The organism is Variovorax paradoxus B4, from assembly GCF_000463015.1.
GTDB lineage: Bacteria > Pseudomonadota > Gammaproteobacteria > Burkholderiales > Burkholderiaceae_C > Variovorax > Variovorax paradoxus_E.
Map to the genome: position 1 here is coordinate 4,918,486 of NC_022247.1, position 19,548 is coordinate 4,938,033.

The 19,548-nt window shown below is 66.2% G+C and carries 12 protein-coding genes and 1 tRNA gene; 6 read left to right on the forward strand and 7 right to left on the reverse strand.

Annotated elements, in window-relative coordinates:
- The first annotated feature begins 159 nt into the window (after positions 1–159).
- From VAPA_RS23015 to VAPA_RS23030, 5 genes are all read left to right on the forward strand, one after another.
- Positions 160–396 carry a hypothetical protein gene (locus VAPA_RS23015; RefSeq protein ID WP_021009179.1) on the forward strand — a complete coding sequence of 79 codons (237 nt, stop codon included), beginning with the start codon at positions 160–162 and terminating at the stop codon, positions 394–396.
- 52 nt (positions 397–448) lie between these two features.
- Positions 449–523: transfer RNA gene (locus VAPA_RS23020), tRNA-Arg, on the forward strand.
- Positions 524–698: 175 nt separating this feature from the next.
- Entirely contained in the window at positions 699–1,928 is a 1,230-nt protein-coding gene (locus tag VAPA_RS23025) for a tyrosine-type recombinase/integrase (protein ID WP_021009180.1), read from the forward strand.
- A gap of 255 nt (positions 1,929–2,183) precedes the next feature.
- Positions 2,184–2,465 (forward strand): YlcI/YnfO family protein, encoded by a 282-nt coding sequence (locus tag VAPA_RS34910; RefSeq protein ID WP_196232522.1) that lies wholly within the window; start codon positions 2,184–2,186, stop codon positions 2,463–2,465.
- Positions 2,462–2,788 carry a type II toxin-antitoxin system RelE/ParE family toxin gene (locus VAPA_RS23030; RefSeq protein ID WP_021009181.1) on the forward strand — a complete coding sequence of 109 codons (327 nt, stop codon included), beginning with the start codon at positions 2,462–2,464 and terminating at the stop codon, positions 2,786–2,788. Before VAPA_RS34910 ends, VAPA_RS23030 begins: the two co-directional genes overlap by 4 nt.
- A gap of 216 nt (positions 2,789–3,004) precedes the next feature.
- Here VAPA_RS23030 and VAPA_RS34555 read toward each other — a convergent pair whose 3' ends face one another.
- The 6 genes from VAPA_RS34555 to VAPA_RS23055 all read right to left on the reverse strand — a co-directional run bounded on the left by VAPA_RS34555 (position 3,005) and on the right by VAPA_RS23055 (position 14,318).
- Positions 3,005–3,487: a hypothetical protein gene (locus VAPA_RS34555; protein ID WP_155248088.1), complete on the reverse strand. Its 483-nt coding sequence runs from the start codon at positions 3,485–3,487 to the stop codon at positions 3,005–3,007.
- Positions 3,484–6,045: a DUF5682 family protein gene (locus VAPA_RS23035; protein WP_041946208.1), complete on the reverse strand. Its 2,562-nt coding sequence runs from the start codon at positions 6,043–6,045 to the stop codon at positions 3,484–3,486. Before VAPA_RS23035 ends, VAPA_RS34555 begins: the two co-directional genes overlap by 4 nt.
- Positions 6,036–7,157 carry an ATP-binding protein gene (locus tag VAPA_RS23040; RefSeq protein ID WP_021009184.1) on the reverse strand — a complete coding sequence of 374 codons (1,122 nt, stop codon included), beginning with the start codon at positions 7,155–7,157 and terminating at the stop codon, positions 6,036–6,038. The genes VAPA_RS23035 and VAPA_RS23040 overlap by 10 nt, the downstream gene beginning before the upstream one ends.
- 43 nt (positions 7,158–7,200) lie before the next feature.
- Complete coding sequence (locus VAPA_RS23045) at positions 7,201–11,028, reverse strand: DUF4132 domain-containing protein (protein WP_021009185.1); 3,828 nt, start codon at positions 11,026–11,028, stop codon at positions 7,201–7,203.
- A 93-nt stretch (positions 11,029–11,121) separates the two neighbouring features.
- Positions 11,122–13,191, reverse strand: coding sequence for an SWIM zinc finger family protein (locus tag VAPA_RS23050; RefSeq protein ID WP_021009186.1), 2,070 nt, complete (start codon positions 13,189–13,191; stop codon positions 11,122–11,124).
- A complete protein-coding gene (locus tag VAPA_RS23055; protein ID WP_021009187.1) occupies positions 13,191–14,318 on the reverse strand; it encodes a VWA domain-containing protein in 1,128 nt (375 codons plus the stop codon). The genes VAPA_RS23050 and VAPA_RS23055 overlap by 1 nt, the downstream gene beginning before the upstream one ends.
- A gap of 961 nt (positions 14,319–15,279) precedes the next feature.
- Between VAPA_RS23055 and VAPA_RS23060 the strand changes: the two genes are divergently transcribed.
- Positions 15,280–16,701, forward strand: a complete 1,422-nt coding sequence (locus VAPA_RS23060; RefSeq protein ID WP_230558918.1) for a serine hydrolase — start codon at positions 15,280–15,282, stop codon at positions 16,699–16,701.
- A gap of 302 nt (positions 16,702–17,003) precedes the next feature.
- On the opposite strand, the gene VAPA_RS23065 is transcribed toward VAPA_RS23060, so the two are convergent.
- Positions 17,004–19,517, reverse strand: coding sequence for a DUF4238 domain-containing protein (locus VAPA_RS23065; protein ID WP_021009191.1), 2,514 nt, complete (start codon positions 19,515–19,517; stop codon positions 17,004–17,006).
- Positions 19,518–19,548: the final 31 nt, after the last annotated feature.

Here is a 19,548-nt window from a genome sequence, read left to right on the forward strand (position 1 = left end):
AACGAGGCTTGGCCTGCGAGCCATCGAGGGAAACGGCACGCAGGCAAACGCATGCAGCAGCACCGATGGCGTGCGCTTTTTTCCTTGCATCCAGGGAGGATTCGGGTAAACCCTAAAATAGCGGTTGTTCCCGACCAACCAAATCCCAGGAGTTCCCGTATGTCTACCCTTGACCGATCGTCCAGCACGAGCGCATTCGGTGGCTTGGCTGGCGCGCTCAAGGCGCTTGCCGAAGAGGCCAGCGTGCTCGTTCAGGCCTTGCTCCGCCCCAGCAAGGTGATCGACGAAGTCGAACAAATGCGCGCACTGCAGGTGCGCGCCAACCGCATCGAAGCCTCCGACCCGCTGCGCGCCGACGTGCTGCGCTGGCACGCCTCGCGCATCGGCCTGCGCTGAGCAACGGGCTGCGCGGTAGCGCCCCGAACTGGTAAAGTCCGGGCCGCCCTCCGTCTTCGTAGTTCAATGGATAGAACGGGGTCCTCCTAAGACTCAGATACAGGTTCGATTCCTGTCGAAGGCACCAAGGACCCGATTCACGGCGTCTCTCCCGACATCAAAAACCCGCACGCTCCCTAGGCGTAGCGGGTTTTTCTTTGCCTCGCGGCGACACGCGGCATAGCATCCCATCACCCGGAAATACCGTCATTTTTGTCGGTATCCCGGAAATCCCCGTGACGAGATACCGTTAAGGAGTAGAGATGGCGCTGACGGACACGTTTGTTAGGCAGGTGAAGCCCACCGGGAAGGCCAACGGCGACAAATATGCCGACGGCGCCGGCATGTACCTGTTGGTGAAGACTGCCGGGAAATACTGGCGAATGGATTACACCTTCGCCGGCAAGCGGAAGACGCTGGCGCTGGGAACCTACCCGGAGGTCTCGCTGGCCAAGGCTCGGGATCGCCGCGCCGCCGCCCGCGAGCTGCTGGCAGACGGGACCGACCCGAGCGCGGCCAAGCGCGAAAAAAAGAGAGCCCTGGCCGACGCGGCGGCGAATACGTTCGAGACGGTTGCGCGCGAGTGGCTGGGAAAGACCGCGGCCAAACGAGCGAGCGGAACGCAGCTCAAGGTCAAGACATGGCTCGAGAAGGACGTGCTCCCCTTCATCGGCAAGATGCCCATGTCCACCATCGGTCCGCGCGACATTCTGGAGCGAGTGGTCCGCAAGCTGGAAGCACGCGGCGCTATCGATACCGCCCATCGCGTCAAGCAGCTTTGCGGGCAGGTGTTTCGCTTCGCAGTGGTGTCAGGGCTGGCAGAGCGGGACGTGACCGCCGATCTGAGCGAAGCTCTGGCCTCGAAAGCGACCAAGCACTTCGCCGCCATTACCGAGCCCAAGCGAGTCGGAGACCTGATGCGCTCGATCCATGCCTACAGCGGCCACCCCACGACCGTTGCCGCGCTGAAGCTTTCCCCGCTGCTGTTTGTCCGGCCTGGCGAGTTGCGCACCGCGGAATGGGCCGAGATCGACCTGGACGCGGCCGAGTGGCGCATCGCCGGCCCGAAGATGAAAATGAAGGTCGACCACGTCGTGCCGCTGGCCACCCAGGCGGTGGAGATCCTGCGCAACCTCCACCCGATCACGGGGCATGGACGGTTCGTGTTTCCCAGCATACGGACGGGGGAACGCCCCATGAGCGAGAACACGATCAATGCCGCCCTGCGCGGGATGGGCTACAGCGCTGAAGTCCACACGGCCCACGGCTTCAGGGCAACCGCGCGGACCATCATGGATGAGGTGCTTGGCGAGCGCGTGGACTTCATCGAGCACCAGCTCTCCCACGTGGTCAGGGATACCAACGGTCGTGCGTACAACCGCACCGCACATCTCCCCGCGCGCCGGGAAATGATGCAGCGCTGGGCGGACTACCTGGACAAGCTGCGCATCGGTGCCGACGTGACTCCCTTGAAGCCGCGCCAGATGACATAGCGCCAAGTCCGCGCGCTCCTGCCAAGCCAGCTGGATGAGTGCCACGACATCGCGCAGGTGCGCCGCAGTCTGCGGCAAACCGCTTCGGACGCCTGCCGCGAACTACTGTGCTGCTCGCAGCGCGCCGCGCGCCCGTTCCGACGCCGCGCGTTGACTACCGCCGGCTCAGCCAGGACTAGACACTCGAAGTCACCTTCCAATGTCGGCGCCGGGACAAAGTGGCAAACGCATTACAAATGTGCTACGCTTACGGCCATGAAATCGTGCACCTTACCTGCCGTTCGCGTTGAGCCGGAACTGCGTGCCGAGCTCGAAGCGGTCCTGGGTGAAGAGGAAACCATCAGCACCTTTGTGGCCGATGCCGTGCGCCGAGCAGTTGACTTCCGTCGCGTCCAAACGGACTTCCATGCGCGTGGCGAGTCCGCTTGGCAGGACTACCTGCGAACCGGTGTTTCACACCCCGTGGACGAAGTGTTTGACCGCGTCCAGGCCCGCATTGATGCACGACGTCGCGAATTGCAAGGCCCCGGCACGTGACTGAGTTGTTCGGGGTTGAGATGACCCCGCAAGCCGAGGATGACCTTGAGCGGTTGTTTGAGTTCCTCGTCGCACGGTCAGAGACCTTGGAGGAACTGGATCATGCTCAGCATGTACTGCACCAGCTTCGCACCAGTATCAAGAAGCGGCTGGCCGAGAATCCTTGGGCGTATCGGAAAGCGAGCGACGGCAGGCGTACAACGCGCCGAGAGTTAATCGTAGGCCTTGGTTCCACAGGCTATGTGGCCCTCTACGAAATCCTTCCAGGGCGGGAAGTCAGGGTGTTGGCAATTCGTCATCAGCGCGAAGAGGACTACCACTGAGCCCAATGCGGCTGTAGGTCGCTGTGGTCCGACCCGGACTGAATAACCGGTCTGTGACTGGAGTCAGGCTGACCTGCCGCCACTGGCAGCCACATAGACGCGGGCATAGAGGTCGAAGGTTTTCATCAGAACCCTACTGCTGATTAGGCAGCCCGAGCGCCAACCGTCGTCAACGTCTGGAAGTGGCCGAAACCTGAGAAAAGGTCGCGCGTCGAATCAAGTTCTCGTTCGATTTCTGGACGCAATCACAGTTGGCTTGATGAGATCTTCGGGGACGAACCCGATGCCACAGCTCGTGCAATAGCAAGCAGCGACAAATTGATCAAGCGGAACGGGCTGCAGCGACTCGGACAGGCATTCATCTGTTGCGAGCTGATCCGGCCTGCGGCCACCAGCTTTTTCTTCAAGCGGACTCTGCTTTCCAATGAGCAATGTTTTGAGAACGACGCTCGCTTCGCTCTTGCATTTGGGACAGAAACGATCTCGGAAAGGTGTCGACGTTTGCATCGCGCTTACTCTCGAATGACTGCTTACCGGCCAAGCGGGGCCGAAGAATGATGCCCGTTGGATCGCTCCACCAGTCGACTGCACATGACTGAATTCGGACCGAGCAACGAAGGTGTCAGGCGACACGACAAACTGCCCCCCGTGCTCCCTCTCAGGGAAAGCTCGCCTGAGCGTCTGGAGATCGATGGTCATGTCGCGCTTTCGATGTTGTTCTTCTTGTGCTCCGGGGCCGTCAGCCACGCGGCAAGCCCGTCGCGGCGCATGCACTCGGCCAGCGCGAGCTGCAGTTGCGCGCCTTCGTGCAGGTCTTGTTCGGTGGTTTCGTAGTGCATCTGGTAGAGCGCCTGGCCCTCTGTTTCGCCCATGTCATGCAGCGCGGCAATACGGCCGGCCAGGTCGGACGTCTCTTGCGGCTTGAGGCGCGTGAAGGCCTGCCGCAGATCGGGCAGATGCGCCACGAAAGCCTCGGCGTCCCAGCCCTGCACCAGGCCGTCGAGGCCTTCGAGCAGCGCGGGCAGGCGCAGCAGCAGTTCAGGCGCCGCGGCCATCACCCCGTTGAGAAAACGTACCGCCTCGCGCGGCTGTGCGCCCGCGCCGAAGCGTTGCCGCACCACGGTATCGAGTGCGTTCTCGTCCCAGTGTCCATCGAGGTACAGCAGGGCCGAAGCAGCGCCGGCCACCGCGGGCGCGGCCGACGCACCGGTCGCGAATCGTTCGAGTTGCGTACGCAGCAGGTCGAGGTCGATGGCACCGTCACCGGCTTCTCCCGGTTCGCCTTGCAGCGAGGCCAGCAGGCGCCCAAGCTCGCGCAGTGAAAGCAGTTGCTTCACCGCGCCCGCCTCACCTTCTTCGGGGCACCCGCCCACGTCGGGCAGCAGGAACAGCGCCGCGGGCCACACGCGCTCCAGCAGGCTGCGCAGCTGTGGATGCTGCTGCACGCCCAGCGGCTCCCGCGCACGCCAGAGCGTGACGAGCCGATGCCCGCACTCGACCACCGAGCCGAGCGAGGCATCTTCGTCAAGGTGGGTGGAAAGCATCGAGAGCAGCTGGGGCAGGCGCGACTGCAGCCCGACCAGGCAGGCGCGCAGCAACAGCGCCACGGCCGCGCTCGCGCTGCGTCCGCGGCCCTCGTCGGACAGCGCGATCTCTTCCTTGCGCAGCTTGGCCATGCAGACGGCCTCCACGCTGGCGCCATCGCCCGCCAGCTCGATCAGCCGCGCCTCCACCAGCGGCGACCAGGCGGCGCGCCACTCTTCGAACAGCAAATGCAAACGGCTGTTGCCAAGAAAATCCGGCCCCGCGAGCCAGGTGCCGAGCCCCGTGTCGAGGTATGTCATGGCATGGAAGAAGCGGCTGCGCTCGCGGTGCGAAGGCTTGCGATAGAGATCCAGCCGCGCCATGCGCGCGGTGCTGTCGTCCAGCCGCACGCCGGCCTGGCGGGCGAGCCTGCGCGCGTCCTCGATCAGCGGCGGCGAGCCTGCCGAAGGCGGCACGTCGCCGATGCGCGTGCCGCTCAAGAAGTTGCGCAGGTCGGCGGTAAAGCCGCGCGTGCCTTCGTCGATGGCGCCCTTGATGAAGCAGGAGCGGATGGCATCGAGCAGGTCTTGCCGGCCCGGACCGGCATTGCCGCGCAGCGCCGCGAGCCGCATGGCCTGCGCGGCGGCGGCCTGCACCAGTGCTGTAGACACCGCATCGGCATCGTCTTGCGCGCGGGTCTGGCGCGCAAAGCGGGTCAGGCTGTCGAGCGCCACTGCGGTGAAGGGGTCGGCCTCGCCGGCCTCGAGGCGTTCCCACACCTGCTGGTAATAGCCGGGCGACGGCATGCCCGAGGCATAGCCGTTGAGCGCGTCGAGCCGCTCGAAGCTGTAGCGGATCAGCCATGCGTTGTCTGGTGCGTCCTTGCCGGCGGGCGCCTTCGAGGGCTGGGCCTTTTGCCACTGGTTGACCAGCTCGAGCGTGTGAAAGCCGCCGGTGACGACCACGATCGGCCCCTCGATTTCGTCGCGCCAGCGACGGATGTGCGCCGCCATGTGGCGCTCCCGCGGCAGGCTCAGCTCGGCCTCGAGCACCTCGGGCTCGTAGTCGAGCCGCGCCATGGCGCACCAGCTGAACACGTCGGAAAAGAAGGCGCGCCAGTGGCCGAGAGCGGCCGACGTGCGCAGTTCGAACAGGCGGTCCCACAGCTCCTGATGGTCGACGCAGCCGAGCTGGGCGGCCATGGCGTTGAGGTAGCGGCTGTGCGCGAAATGGCGCTCTTCCATCAGGCTGCGCGCTGCGTCGCGTGCATCGCCTTCGTCGCCTTCGTCGCGATGCCAGGCCTTGTCGCTCCAGGGAAGATCGATCAGCCCCAGGCGCGCGCCGAGCGCCGCGCCTTCGCGCACCGCAATCCACTCGGGGCTGTAGTCGCAAAACGGAAAGAACGACGTGCGCGACTCCGTGCGCGTCTTCTCTTCCGAGTCGGGGTCATCGACCGGAACCTGCCGGGTGCTCTGGCACAGCCATGCAACGGGGGCGGTGGTTTGCGGGTGCTGCAGCAGCGGCAGCAGTGCGTTCAGGTCGTCCGGTCCTTCAATCAGCACAGCCGCCGGCCTGACCTCGCGCAGCAGCGCCCTCAATGCGAATGCACAGGCCGGGCTGTGGTGCCTCACGGGCACGAAGAACACGCCCCCGCCGTCCTCGCCGAACAGCCGGCCGCGCGCGGCCTCCAGCCCGGCAGGCAGAACGCTGCCGGTTTCTGCAACTACTGCCACAGCGCACGTGCCGCGTCGTGAAAGGTCTTCCATTGCGCGTCGCGCTTGCCGCGTTCGCGCACGACGGTGTCGAAGTAGTGGCGCACGCGCTTCACATCGTCGGTGCTGTCCTTCAACACCACGCCCTGCAGCTGGCCCGCGATCTCGCGCACGGTGAGCCGGCCGCCGTTGAAATGGCGCGCCTGCAGGGCCGCCGCATAAGCCACGTTCACGGCCTCCGCGGTGGACATCACGGCATCGAGGCCCTTGATGGCGGCGCCGTCCTGCGTCTGGCCCGCGCGCAACTCCTGGAAGGTGGTAACCAGCAGCGCCACCACGTCGCGCGGCACCTCGACCGGCGACTCGCCGCCACCGTCGAGTTCGCGCTTCAGCTGAGCCATCACCAGTTCGACCTCGAACGAATGGTCCCGGATCGGCTTGACCGTTTCGAAGTTGAACCGACGCTTCAATGCGGACGACATCTCGTGCACGCCGCGGTCGCGCAGGTTGGCCGTGGCGATGATGTTGAAGCCGCGCTGTGCATAGAGCCGGGCATCGTCGCCCAGCTCCGGAATCATGAGCTGCTTGTCGCTCATCAACGAAATCAGCACGTCCTGGATCTCGGGCGGGCAGCGCGTGATTTCCTCGAAGCGCACCAGCTTGCCCGCACGCATGGCCTGGTAGAGCGCAGAAGGCACCAGCGCGCGCTGGCTCGGCCCCTCGGCCAGCAGCAGTGCGTAGTTCCAGCTGTACTTGATGTGGTCTTCGGTGGTGCCGGCGGTGCCCTGCACCGTGAGGCCCGAATCACCGCTGACGGCGGCTGCAAGCAGCTCCGAGAGCAGCGACTTCGCGGTGCCCGGCTCGCCCACCAGCATCAGGCCCTGGTGGCCCATGAGCGTCACGATGGCGCGGTCGACCAGCGGATCGTCGCCGTAGAACTTGCGGCTCACCTGCAGCTTCTCGTCGCCGAGGATGAAGCGCCGCACCGCGCGCGGCGAGAGCTTCCATCCGGTGGGCCGCGCATCGGTGTCGGCCGCATGCAGCCGCGCGAGCTCGTCCGCATAGCGCGCCTCGGGGGCAAGGCGCACGGCCTGGGTCGCGGGGGAAGAAGACGGTGATGTGCCGGTGCTCATGATGATGTTGCTGCTGGTTTTTCTGCGGGTCGGCGCGGCCGGCTTACCACGGCATCTTCTTTTCCCAGCCCGCGTCGAACCCGGCGCAGGCCTGTGCGATGGCCAGGTAGTCGGCATAGGCCTCGGCCAGGAGCACCGGCGGCACGCTCGACAGCGGCAGTGCCCGGTCGCTGTAGCCGCGGGTCTTCATGTCCTCGAAGCCCAGTGTCTTGAGCGCCGCGGGCACGTTCTCCTCCGGCAAGGTGTTGCCCGAGAACTCGATCGCCACGCGCACGCCGGCCGACGAAAACTCCTTGGTGTACTGGTAGAAGAAGCCGCCGTCCTCGGCCTGCGCGCGCTGGTAGCCGAGCTTGGCAAAGCTGCCGCGCAGCGTGAAGGTGTCGCTGATCCAGCCCAACCGGTCGTTGATTTCGCTCACCGGCTGGCCCTTGTCGTCGATGAACGCAACCGCCGGCGGCTTGCGCGTCATCTGCGCGAAGAGCGGCACCAGCTTGTAGTCCTTGAAGTGCCTGTTCCACGCGGCCGCTGTGCCTTCGTCGACCAGCGAGGCGTGGCCCAGGCGCAGCTGGCTGTCGGCCGCAAGCTCGACCTCGTCGTCCTGCGTGTCGATCAGGCTGCCGTCCTCGGTGGGGCGGAAGCTGCCGCGCACCGCGCCTTCCGCGTCCAGTTCGAGCCACACGAGCCGCTGTATCAGCCGCCCGGCAATCGGGTGCCGGTGCAGGTATTCGCGCCACTCGGCCTGCGGCCAGATACGGCCGGTGCACATGGCTTCGAACAGGCGCGCGGACTGCAGATCGATGACCTGCTTGAGCTCTTTCTTGCTGGTCGAGAACTGGGCCTTCGCATCCTTGATGAGCACGGGGTCGTCGTTCTGGCGCGGCTCGGGCAGGGCCTTGACGACCTTGCCTTCCGGGTTGCGCAGTTCGGGCTTCATCGCGGCGTCGAGCACCACGGTGAAGATGCGGTCGCCGTACGCGAGCTCGAGCTTGCCGGTGTCGTCCAGGCCCGCGGTGGGAATGGTGCGGTCGGCGAGCTGGTCCTGCGTCCAGCCGTTGCGGTCGGCAATCTGCTGCACCAGCGCGCGCGCCTTCTCCTGGACAGAGGCAGTGCGATAGCGGCGCGATATGCCCAGCAGCAACTGGATCACCACCGGGTCGTTGCCCGGTGCCACGCCTTCGAGCATGGCTTCGATCTGCGAGCGGCGCTGGTAATGGTCGCGCATGTACTGCTGCAGCAGCGTGACGACCTCGTGCCCCGGCGCATAGGCGGTCAGGGCAAGCGTGCCTTTTTCGCCGATCGCGCTGCCGAGGTATTCGCTCATCTTCTCGCGCTTGCACTCCTCGAAGACCTGCTCCTGCGTCTTCTGGAAGTCGGCTTCGTAGTACTGCTTGTGCTCGGCCTTTGCGTTCTGGTAGCGCTGCTGGTTGCCCTGGTAGCGCTGCGGTGCATGGGCGTTGGCATGCGCAATGCCTTCGTCGAGCGTGGGGTGGCGCGTGTCGTGTGCAATGAACTGGCGCAGCACCAGGCTGCCGACGGCCTGGCGGCCGGCCGCATCGAGCAGGCCGAGGTAGCGCGTGAACAGCGCGTTGCCGCCCGGCTCCTTGAGCTTGCAGGCGAGCACCACCCACCAGCGCACGATCTCGGGTTCTACCGGGCTGCCGTCCAGCCATCTGCAGGCGGGCAGCGCGTCGAGAGAGAACCACGCAAGGCCCGCCGGGGGCTTGGCCTTCAGGCCCTTCTTCGCCTCGGCCAGAAGAATCGCCGGTGCAAGGCGCGCGGAGATGTCGTCGCCCAGCGCCTCGAGCGCCGTGAGGTAGGCCGCGCGCACGGTCTCGCGGGTTTCCTTCTCGAGCGCCTTGGTGATGGCGGGCACGGCCTCGGCGTACTTGAGCTCGGCCAGCCAGTTGGCAGCCTCGATGCGCACCTCGCTCTTGGTGGCGCCGAGCGACTCGACCACGCGCCGGCCGATGTCGGGCAGCATCGACAGTGCCTTCTGCGCGGCTGCGCGGTGCGTCTTGCCTTCGCCGAGCGCCAATTCCATGACCCGCGGCAGCCAGCGTGCCTGCACGGTCGGAAAGACCGCCAGCGTGCGCAGCGTGGCATTCAGGTCGAGCTGGGTCTGGCGGCCTTCGCGCTTTGGCGGCGCGACAAGGCCCAGGCCTTCGTCGATGTACTCGGGGTGCTCCGCGAAGAAGGGCCACACACGGTCGGCCGGCAGCACGTCGACCGCCGAGGCCTGGTTCCAGTATTGAAAGAGCGCGGTGTGGGCCACATCGTCGATCGGCATGCCGGAGCGCTTGAGCAGCTCGGCCAGCGCGCGCAGGTCGACCGAGCCCACGGGCTGGCGGCCGAGCCACTTGTGAAAGCCGTCGTCGAACCAGAAGCTGGTCCAGTGGCGCGACACGGCCAGCCAGCGGATCAGGTGCGGCATGCCGAACCCCGGCATCGACTGCAGGCGATTGCCGAAACCCACGACCTGCTGCAGCTGGCCGTTCTTCGCGCGGTTCTGGTCGTTCTTGCTGCCCTGCCCGTTGAGCACGCGCACGGCCACGCGCATGTCCTCGTCGGTGAGCTTCTTGTGGGCGGCGTAGTTGTCCTGGCGCCACTTGTACCGGTAGGTCTGCTTGGAGGCCTTGTTCTCCTCGATCTCGGCCTCGGCCGCGACGCGGTTCTTCTCGAGCAGCTCGATGCGGTTGGCAATGAGCAACTGCACCGCCTCTTCACCCAGCGGAATGTCCTCGAAGGGTTGCCAGGCCGGCGGCTCGGGCAATTCGAGCTCGCCCGCGTCGCCCGCGGCGTCGAGCCGCGACATGGCCGAGCGGATGGCCTGCTGCACGGCCTTGCTGGTCTCGGTGCCGGCCGCCACGTCGAGCAACGCGCGCGCGGCGTCACCCGGCAGGCGCGCAAGCAGTTCGGCGGCCTGCGTGCGCTGCGTGGTGTCGCCGTCTTTCAGCAGTTGCCCCAGGAGTTCGAGCCGCTGCGCCTCGGCAATGCCTTCGAGGTGCGGCGTCGCCTCGGCGCGCACCGTCTTGCTGCCGTCGATGGCCAGGCGCAGGAACAGCGGCGCAAAGTCGTTCAAAAGCGCCTTGTCCTTGCCGATGCGCCTGGCCAGCAGAACGCGGCCCGCAGCCGACAGCTTTGCGGGCAACGCCTCGGTGGCATCGCGCTGGCTGCGCATGTAGTCGGCGACGGCAGGGGCCTCGACCAGGCCGTCGAGCCGGTCGTGGTACCAGCTGTCCAGCCCCTTGCGCTCGAAGACCTCTTGCAGGGCGATATGCGGATCGAGTCCTTCGTGCGCGAGCAAGGCCGCAATGAGATGCACGTTCCACGCGGGCCGCTGCTTGGCGAGATCGCGCTCGGCAGCGTTGCTGGAGCTGCTCTTGTTGAAGCTCGCGAACACCGCGTCGTTGATGAGGTACTGGAGCCAGTCGGGCACCGGCGCGCCGGGATGCTCGAGCGACTGTCCGCCGTCGGCTGCAGCCAGCAGCTTGCCCAGTCGCACCAGCACGTCGAGCGCAGGAGCACTGGCATCCACGCTGGCGTAGAAGCGGCCGCGCTGCTCGAGGCTCTGGTTGCCGATCTTCTCCAGCGCCTTGTTCTGGTAGTTGCTGAAACCCCAACGCAGGCGGCCGGGGGCTCCGAGCAGTTGCCCTGGCTCGAAGGACTTGGCAGCCTGCAGGTCGAGCAGCACGGTTTCCTGCGTGCCGTCGACCAGGAACGCGGCGCCCTTTTGGGGCAGCTCCTTGCCTGCTTTTTCGAGCGGCTCGAAGGCCTGCTTCAACAGCTGCGCCTGCTCGCGCGTCAGGCCGTTGGCGGCTGCGGTGCCGGCGCTGCCCGTGACGGCGCCCAAGATCTTGTCCAGAAATCCCATGCGTTCTCCTCGTTCTCCTGCGCGCTGATTTTGGCAGGTGGGCGTGACGCTTCGGCCAGTTCGCGGCCTGCAGAACAACCGAAGCCAAAGGTTCTAAGCCGGCTGCGCTTTCCTTTGCTCCGGCAAGCTGTCGAGTTCGCCAAGCAACTGGCACAGAAAGCCCAGCTTCAGCAACGGCACCGCGGCCGGCGCAGCAAGGTGCGTGCGCAGCGCACTCGACAGCACCTCCAGGCCGACAGAGCCTGCGCGGTCGAGTGCATCGTGCAGGCGCTGCCGCTGTGCCGCGGTCAGTGCCATGCGCCCGGTGGCGGCCTGCGTCTCGGTCACTTCTGTCACTGGAGCGAGCAGGCGCGCCGCCAGCGTGGGCGCACCCACGGGCGCCGCCTGCCGCTGCTGCTGCCGTGCCTCGAGCATGCGCAGGATGCGGTTGGCGAGCGACGTGGTGCGCGCAACCTCGTCGGCAAAGTCGAGCGACACCGTTTGCAGCGCCTTCTTCGCGTTGCTGCTCAGCACGGCGATGGGCATGAGTTCGGTGCTCGCGGCAGAGCGCTCGATGCGCACCAGCACCGCATGCACTGGGGCACGGCGCGCGGCGAGGCGGTCGAGGTTGTCGATGCGCTGCCGGTGCTCCGGGCCAACGGGGATGTCAAGCCGCAGCCATTGGCCCGCATCGTCCTGCACCAGCCAGTCGAGGCGCTGCTGTGCTTCGTCGAGCACGGGCGGGCGCGTGTCCGAAGGCCGCAGCAGCACTGCATCGAAAGGCTCGGCCGCAAGGCCGGTGGCGGCGCGCAGGCCCTCGCCGAGTTCGGACCAGTTGCCGCAGCCGATCGACTTCAGGCGCGGGTCGTCGGCCGTCCACGCAGGCAGGGGCTGGGCACGCGTGGCGCCGCCGAGCGCCAGCCGGCCGTCTTCGGCGAGGCGGGGGTGTTCGAGGCGCAGGGCCGCTTCGCACACGCTCTGCGCGGCGCCCGCGCCGGACCACAGCGCGTTTGCGGACCATGCGCTGCTGCGCGTGAAGGCGGTGTCGCTTCCATCGGGCCGTGCGAGCGAGGCCTGCAGCACGCGCGCACCCGCCAAGTCCCAGAACGCCACGGTGAGCCCGCGCGCGCCGCCGCGCGTCTGCCACCAGTGCGCACCGAGCGGCAGCAGGTCGAGAGCGGCCGATTCGTCGAAGTCGCGCTTGAGCCGGCCGCGCAGTGCCACGGCGAGTTCGCCCTCGGCCCGCGCGAGCGCAGCGCACAGTGCATGGATGCGCGCCATGAACGCGAAGGCGTCGCGCTCCTCGGCGCGGTGGTCGCGCCGCACCAGCAGGTCGACCGTGCCGCCAAGGTTGCGCAGCAAGGCGGCCAGGCGCGGCAAGCCTTCGCCGCGCGCGGACATGTTGAGTGCCAGGAGGCGCGCCGACGTCAACTCGCTCACGTGCGAGAGGCCGCCTGTCAGCAGCTCTTCCAGCATCGACTCCACCTGCAGCAGGAACGCACGCTCCCGCTCGCCGAGGCGCACGGTGTCTTCGACCGGCGCAGGCCGCGCGCTCTCGGGCCATGCGAAGGGCTGCCCGTGCGCGCTGCGCAGCGCGGCAATGGCGATCAGGTGCACCGCCTTGCGTTCCGCGGCAGGCACCTCGGACACCATGCCCGCATAGCCCGCGCCCGCCACCCAGCGACACGAGGCGCCGAGCTCGGGCAAGTCCATGACGAGCGCGCCGCCCTGCACCCGCCATTCGACGACGCTGCTGGCGGCGGCTGCGGCGCGGCGCACGGCAGCCACGCCCGCGACCTTGAAAAGCGCCGCCGCATCGAGCGCGAGGATTTCCGCGAGCGGGTCGGCACCGGGCGGTGCCTGTCTGTCTTGCTGCTCGTCTGAACGCGCGCCGGCTGGCCGGCCTGGCGCGACCGGCTCCAATGCACGCAGCCACAGCGCCGCGCCAAGTATGTGCTTGCAGATGCCCGGTGCCGGGCAGTCGCAGCGCGCCTGCTGCGGGCCGCGTGCATCGAGCTGCACGCGCTGGCCGTCGGCCGTCACCACCCCAGCTTCGGTGCCCTGCTCTGCCCATGCGATCTTGCCCGCCTCCACGTCCTTTGCGGCGCGCCGAAGCAAGCCAGGGTTGGCGAGCGTGGCCAGTGTGTCGTCGTCGTAGGCGCGATAGCCGTCGTACCAGGCCATCAGTTCATCACTTCCGCGAGCCACTGCGCGAAATGCGTGGGCGTGAGGGCCGCCACGTGCATGCCCTTGTCGGCCAGGCGCTGCGCCATTTGCCGGTCGTACACGGGGTTGGCCGATTCGTCGAGCGCGGCCAGCCCGAGCAGCTTGACGCGCGACTGTGCCATGCGCTGCACCGCGGCCAGGAGCGGCCCGGGCGCGGCGCCTTCCATGAAGTCGCTGATGAGCGCGAACACCGTGCGCTGCGGGTTGCCCACCAGCGACTCGCAATACGCCACCGCACGGCCGATGTCGGTACCGCCGCCGAGCTGCACCGTGAGCAGCACCTCGACCGGATCGTGCGCGAGGTGCGTGAGATCGACCACGCTGGTGTCGAACACCACCAGCTTCACGCGCACCGCGGGCAGCGAGCTCATGATGCCGGCAATGACGGCGCTGTAGATCACCGAATCCATCATCGAGCCGCTCTGGTCGACGCAAAGCACCACGTCCCAGGGCAGGTTGCGCTTCACGCGCGCATTGAAGCGCGGATGCTCGATGACGATTTGCCTGCGCTCCACGTCGTAGTGCTTCAGGTTGGCCGCGATGGTGGCGCGCGCATCGAAGTTCTGCGCGCTCTTGATGTGCGAGCGCCGCATCCGGTTGCGCCGGCCGACGAGCGCGTTGACAAAGTCGTTCCTGAGCTTGCGCGTGATCTCGTCGACGGTTTTCTGGATCACCTCGCGCACCGCGTCGCGCATCTGGCCCGACAGCCGCCCGCGCATGCCCAGCAGCGCCTTGGCGAGGCCGGGCGTGGCGTCGAGCGAGCGCAGCACCGCCGGGTCGGAGAGCAGGTCGGTCAGCTGGTAGCGATCGATCGCCTGCGTCTGCATGCGCTCGAACACCTCTTGCGGAAAGAGACTCCGCGAGCGGTTGAGCCAGTCGACCGCGCGCAACTGGCTCGGGTCGAGCGAACCCGGCCCGCCGCTCGGCCGGGCCAGGCCGCGGCCTTCGTATTCACGGCCGTAGAGATATTCGAGCGCCTGGTCGAGCTTCCAGTCGCCCGCCGAGAACTGCGTTTGCGACAGGGGTTGCGCCGCATAGCGGCCGAGGATCAGGCGCCAGCGGCGCAGGGTTTCTTCGGACGACATGCGCAATGCGTTCGCAAGGACGGGTGGAAGGAACAGTCGGGGGAGGAGCGCCGGCAGCTTATCCGACGGCAGCGCGCGTCATGCTCACGCCTTCCTCGTCTCTTTTCCTCATGACCAGGCTTCATCCGTCCGTTGCACTGATCGCACATCTGTCCGGGCAAGTGGCGGCCTACGCATTCACCTCGCCCGACGGCCGGTACCAGGCCGCGGAAATCGGCGGCGACACAGTGATCGTCGATTTGCGGGAGCGGCGGCAGCAACGGGCATGTACGACCGCGTTGCTGCCGTTGAAACAATGCAGGCAACGCAAGCGACAAAGGCGCCGAGCGTGCCGCCGTCACCAACAGCGTTGGGGCCACAGGAAATCGCCACCCTGAAAGCTGCCATCGAAGCTTGTGTGCAGGTCGGCCGAGCCGTCCCACCCCCACAATATTCAGATGGCTCGATGACCAAAGCTTCGATGCCCACTACAACCCCATTTCCGGCCGCGTGCAAAACAGCGTGTGCTATCAAGGCGAGATGCCGGCTCTTTACGCGTTCAACAAATGCATGGTGGGCAAGGGCATCTCCCTTGGGTAGCCGCGGGCTGTCGAGCGAGCGGTAGTTGCGGCTCGCCGTGCGGCTGCTTTGGAGCAGCCCGGAATGTCTCGTTCGGGCCCTTTGCGCTGACCGGTCGTCGTGAGGCTACAGTCGGCCGATTGTGTTGAAAAACTCGAAGGTTGCTGGGCATCCTGCGGTGATTGAAAAATCGACCTCATAGAACGGCCTAGGATCGACGATCTCACCCACGGCAAGGGGCGAAGTACCCTCGAAAACGCGGCCAAGACTTGCCCGAGGGAGTTTTTCAACACTATCGGCCAGGAGCAGACATGAGCATCGGCGTCGGGCCGAGGAGTTCCGCCGGAGTCACGCGGCGCCTATGGAGGAGAGTCACTTGCGCTTGAGATTGGGTGCGCTTGCCATGTTCGTCGCCCTGTGTGGCGCATCCGCAGCGGGGCGTGCGGCTACGGCTGAACCTTGCGGCACACCTCTACCTGGCCGCGACGGCTGGAGCATCGAACAGGAACCGCGTCTCGCGGGTTTCAGTCCCGACCTTCTTTGTGATGCGGTGCGGACTTTCGTTGAGAGCACGCGCAATCGGCACGCTCTTGTGGTCGAACGTCACGGCAAACTAGTGATCGATGCCTATAGAACTGGAGCGGACCGGTCCACCTACTCTATATGGGCAAGCCGGACGCAGTTCGATAAAGACCAGCTCCATGATGTCCGCTCCATAACGAAGTCAGTGGTGGCTGTGCTCTGGGGCATCACCGATGGCAGTCGCGTCGTCCCTCCGCTCACCACCCCCGTTCTTGACCTGTTGCCTGACCTGGCCGACCTGCGCAGCGGTGGTCGCGAGCGCATCACGGTGGCCGACATGCTCTGCATGCGCAGCGGTCTGACTTGGGACGAAAGCGGCGGCTATAGCCGCTGGGCGAATGACGAGAAAGGTCTCCTCTGGCGGGGTAACCGCCCCCGCTACGTGTTTGAAAGGCCGCTCGCAGCGCCCCCTGGAACGCTGTTCAACTACAACGGCGGACTCTCCGCCGTGCTAGGACAACTCCTGGAGAAACAAACCGGCTCAAGCTTGCAGGAGTACGCCGGTCAATGGCTGTTCACGCCGCTCGGCATCCGGGACTGGGAGTGGGAAGGAGACTTGCGTGGCCGCGCACGGGCATTCACCGGTCTGCGGTTGCGTCCGCGTGACCTCGCGCGGCTGGGGCGTCTCATGCTGCAAGGGGGCGAGTGGCAGGGTCGGCAGATTGTTCCGCAGGCCTGGGTGCGCACGCTGCTTTCTCCTTGCGCTGCGGGCGAGGAGTTCGGCTACCACTGGTGGTCCGGGAATGTATTTGTCCGCGGCAAGGAGGTCCGCTGGCATGCAGCACAGGGCAACGGCGGCCAGCGCTTGTTCATCGTCCCTTCCCTGGACATGGTGGTTGTGATGACCGCCGGGGAGTACGACGATGGGAGCATCGGTCGTGCGCAACGGTACCTCCTGCAGCTAGTGGTGGCGGCAACTCGGGAACACGAGGGCGAACTAGCAGAGTCGTCCGCCCCATCCGTTGCAGCGGCGCAGGAAGTCGCACCGGTCGAGACGCGCGCCACATTTCGCTCCGTGACCGAGGAAGATGGAGGTGCGCGTGTATATGTGCACTTGAAGGTCGTGCCGCGGGCAAATTTGCCGTTCACGACTCTGCGCTTCAGTGTTCGCGACAAATCGATTCTGGCTGGGTTGCGCGAGGGCACCCATGTAAAGTTTCGAGCCGAGCGCATCGATGGAGAAAACTTCTTGACTACTATCCGCGCCGTTCCCCCGTGCGTACGCTTCCAGCCTTGCGATTGACTCCACGGCGGGATTCTTGCGACAACTCTCACGGACGCGTATAGCTGCTTTGGGCGACGCAAGAGCCCTTGGCCAATGACTCACTCCGCTGTATCGCGGACAGCCGAATTAAGCCGCGCGCCGCGACCATTGAGGTTGATGTCTGCTTTCTGCATTGGCGAACTACCGCAACGGGCCCATTCCAGCCCTCGGGTTGCATGGACTGGGCGCCTAAAACCTGCCGTTCAGAGATTAGCTCGCGCTGATGCGCGCCGTAGAAATGACAGTACACACGCAATTCAAGGTGGGCTGCGGTCTCTACTTTATCGGCGCAACGCTGCGTGTGGGGCGGGGATTCCGCCAGCTCCACTGGCCGGCTCCGGAGCATCTGCGTCGTCGGCTTCATCGAACACGAGGCGCAGCGCATACGGCACCGAACGGGGCCGGGTCGCGCCCGCGAACATCACCAGCAGCCGCTGCACCTCGTGGCGGAAGAAGCCCGCCGGCGGCACATGCAGCTCCAACCGCGCTGTGAGCAGGTTGTTGTCGTCGATAGCGGGATCCTTGCGCTCAGCCTTGCCGCGGGCCTGCCGCAGCTGCGTGGCCAGGGCTTGGGGTGTGGCGCCTTTTCCCGGGGACACGACCGAATCAGCCAGGCGTCGCAGCAGCGCATTGATGGGCGGCAGTTCTCGCTCGGTCAACCGCTCAGCCACGCGGACCGGATTCAGGTCCACCGGGAAGGTGATCGCCGCCAGGGCCTGTCGAACGGGCGCCCAGCCGTGCTGTGACGCCGCGCCTGCGGGCTGTGCGTCCATCAGCAGCTGTTCCCAGTGAGCGTCGGTATCGACGTGGATCACCGATCCGGTCAAAGTGGCCAGGTAGAGCGCGGACTCCAGGTTCAGGCCCTTGTAGATCTGGTGCTGCGCACCGGCTTCTCCCACGGCCAGCGGCTGCAGAAGCAGGTATGGGTCGGCCTCGGCCTGGCGCCGGAAGTACGCGACCATCTGATCCACCATCGCGTCGCCAGCGTCGGGTGCGTGCTTGGCAATGTGGCGGCGCAGGGAGTCTTGCGGCAGCATCCGGATCATCCGGCGACCCTCGTCCTCGGCGAGCTTGAGCCGTTGGTGCAGGCCGCCCTCGGGCGGCTTCCACCCGGCGGTGCGGCGGGTCAACACTTGCCTTACGTGCTGGCCGAGAGGGGCGCAGACCTCGCCGGGATCCGGCACGAAATGGACGAGGCCGGCACGGATGTACGGCTCCAGCTTGAACAGCAGCAGAACGTTCTTGAGCGTCTGCATCTTGTGGCCGGCGGGCGAGTCGATGGGACTGAACTCGGGCTTCAAGTTCCGCGCCACGAAGAACGGGTTCACGAGCACGATCTCATCGACGTATGGCAGCCAGCCCAGCACCGCGGCTTCGACCGTGCGTGGATCGGCCAGACCGAGGAAGACCGAGCGCAGCTTTTTGGGGTGGGGACGCGGCAGCAGCGCGGCGAGGTCGGTGTCGTCAGGCCAGAGGGACGAGAAGGCGCCGTTGATGCGCTGGACCTGGTCGTCGCTCAGGGTGCGGCGCACGTCATCCCAGGTCGCACCATCCTGCATGCCGAGGATGCCGGTGACGACATTGCAGAACATCAGGTTGCGCTCGCGCAGGCCGTAGACCTCCCACGGCGGGCGCTCGGCGAAGGGCAGGCGCTGGCAGCAGTCCTTGAAGGGGTACGCACTGCCGCAGCCGCAGTAGTCGTTGGCCGCGATGTTCTTGCGCGGCGACTTGCGGGTCAGGAACTCGTGGACCTTGGACGTGCGGCCGTGTTCGTCCCAGTACCCGGAGCTGCCATCCTTGTAGCCGACAAAGATCTCGCCGCCGAACTGCCAGAGGTCGGACTTCGGCATGAGCACCTGGGCGATCTCGGTCCACGTGCCGCGGTAGCGCCGCTCAGGGTAAAGCCAATCCTTGTGGGCCGCCGCGATGCAGCGCTTCGCGCGCGACTTGAGCAGGTGGTTGATCGCGATCACCTCGTCGCGGGTCAGGCGACGGTCGCGGATGAACGCGTCCGTGCGCACCATGCCCATGCCCTGGTGCCGGGCGTTCGTGCGAAGGCGCGTCAGGTCTTGCCGGTCGGGCGCTTTGGCATATTCGAGGTGCGTGAAGATCAGGCACGTGTTGGCGTCCAGCACGAACACGGTCTGCGTGCCAAGCAACGCCACCATCGGGTCCAACGGATAGGCGCAGTCCGGCGCCGTGGGATCGATCTGCGGGTTGTAGACCGTCACCGGGTGGTCCGTCACGATGAACTTCACGTCCGAGTCAGCCGCCGAGACGACCTCCCGCACGCCCTCGGCCCACATCGTGCAGTGCATGGTCCGCAGGGCCTGCATTTCCACCATCAGGTCGATCTGGTCCAACTTGCCGTAGCACGATCGGATCCAGTCCAGCCCCTTGGGCGTGCGTAGCTTCTGCGCGGCCATGTGCTCGAAGAAGTCCTCGAACGAGTCATGGACGTCGGCGTGATCGCCCTTCGCGAAGGCGAGCACCGCCTTGGCACCTTGGTCATCGATGGCGCCGAACAGGTGCTTCTCGATGTCGTCGTTGACGATCGAGCCGAAGTGCGTGGAATACAGGTCGTACTCCACGAAGCAATTCACAGGGCCCCATTCGTGGAGCGCCTTGCGCGGAACCTGGTGGCCATCAGGCAGCGTCTTGCGGTCCGGATCGAAGTTGAGGTGGAAGAGACGAGACTGGCCCGGGGCGAGGAAGCCGCGTTGGTACCACTGCGGGACGTAGTGGTTGTTCCGGGTCTGCTGGTCGGTCATCCGCTCACTTGGGTCGTTCGGCATTCTGATTGTCCCTTGGGCGCCAACGACCACG

What these genes read in the sequence shown, in the direction of transcription:
- VAPA_RS23015 (WP_021009179.1), top strand. Translation starts at nt 160, where the DNA reads ATGTCTACCCTTGACCGATCGTCCAGCACGAGCGCATTCGGTGGCTTG.
- VAPA_RS23025 (WP_021009180.1), top strand. Translation starts at nt 699, where the DNA reads ATGGCGCTGACGGACACGTTTGTTAGGCAGGTGAAGCCCACCGGGAAG.
- VAPA_RS34910 (WP_196232522.1), top strand. Translation starts at nt 2,184, where the DNA reads ATGAAATCGTGCACCTTACCTGCCGTTCGCGTTGAGCCGGAACTGCGT.
- VAPA_RS34555 (WP_155248088.1), bottom strand. Translation starts at nt 3,487, where the DNA reads ATGACCATCGATCTCCAGACGCTCAGGCGAGCTTTCCCTGAGAGGGAG.
- VAPA_RS23040 (WP_021009184.1), bottom strand. Translation starts at nt 7,157, where the DNA reads ATGAGCACCGGCACATCACCGTCTTCTTCCCCCGCGACCCAGGCCGTG.
- VAPA_RS23045 (WP_021009185.1), bottom strand. Translation starts at nt 11,028, where the DNA reads ATGGGATTTCTGGACAAGATCTTGGGCGCCGTCACGGGCAGCGCCGGC.
- VAPA_RS23050 (WP_021009186.1), bottom strand. Translation starts at nt 13,191, where the DNA reads ATGGCCTGGTACGACGGCTATCGCGCCTACGACGACGACACACTGGCC.
- VAPA_RS23055 (WP_021009187.1), bottom strand. Translation starts at nt 14,318, where the DNA reads ATGTCGTCCGAAGAAACCCTGCGCCGCTGGCGCCTGATCCTCGGCCGC.
- VAPA_RS23060 (WP_230558918.1), top strand. Translation starts at nt 15,280, where the DNA reads ATGTTCGTCGCCCTGTGTGGCGCATCCGCAGCGGGGCGTGCGGCTACG.
- VAPA_RS23065 (WP_021009191.1), bottom strand. Translation starts at nt 19,517, where the DNA reads ATGCCGAACGACCCAAGTGAGCGGATGACCGACCAGCAGACCCGGAAC.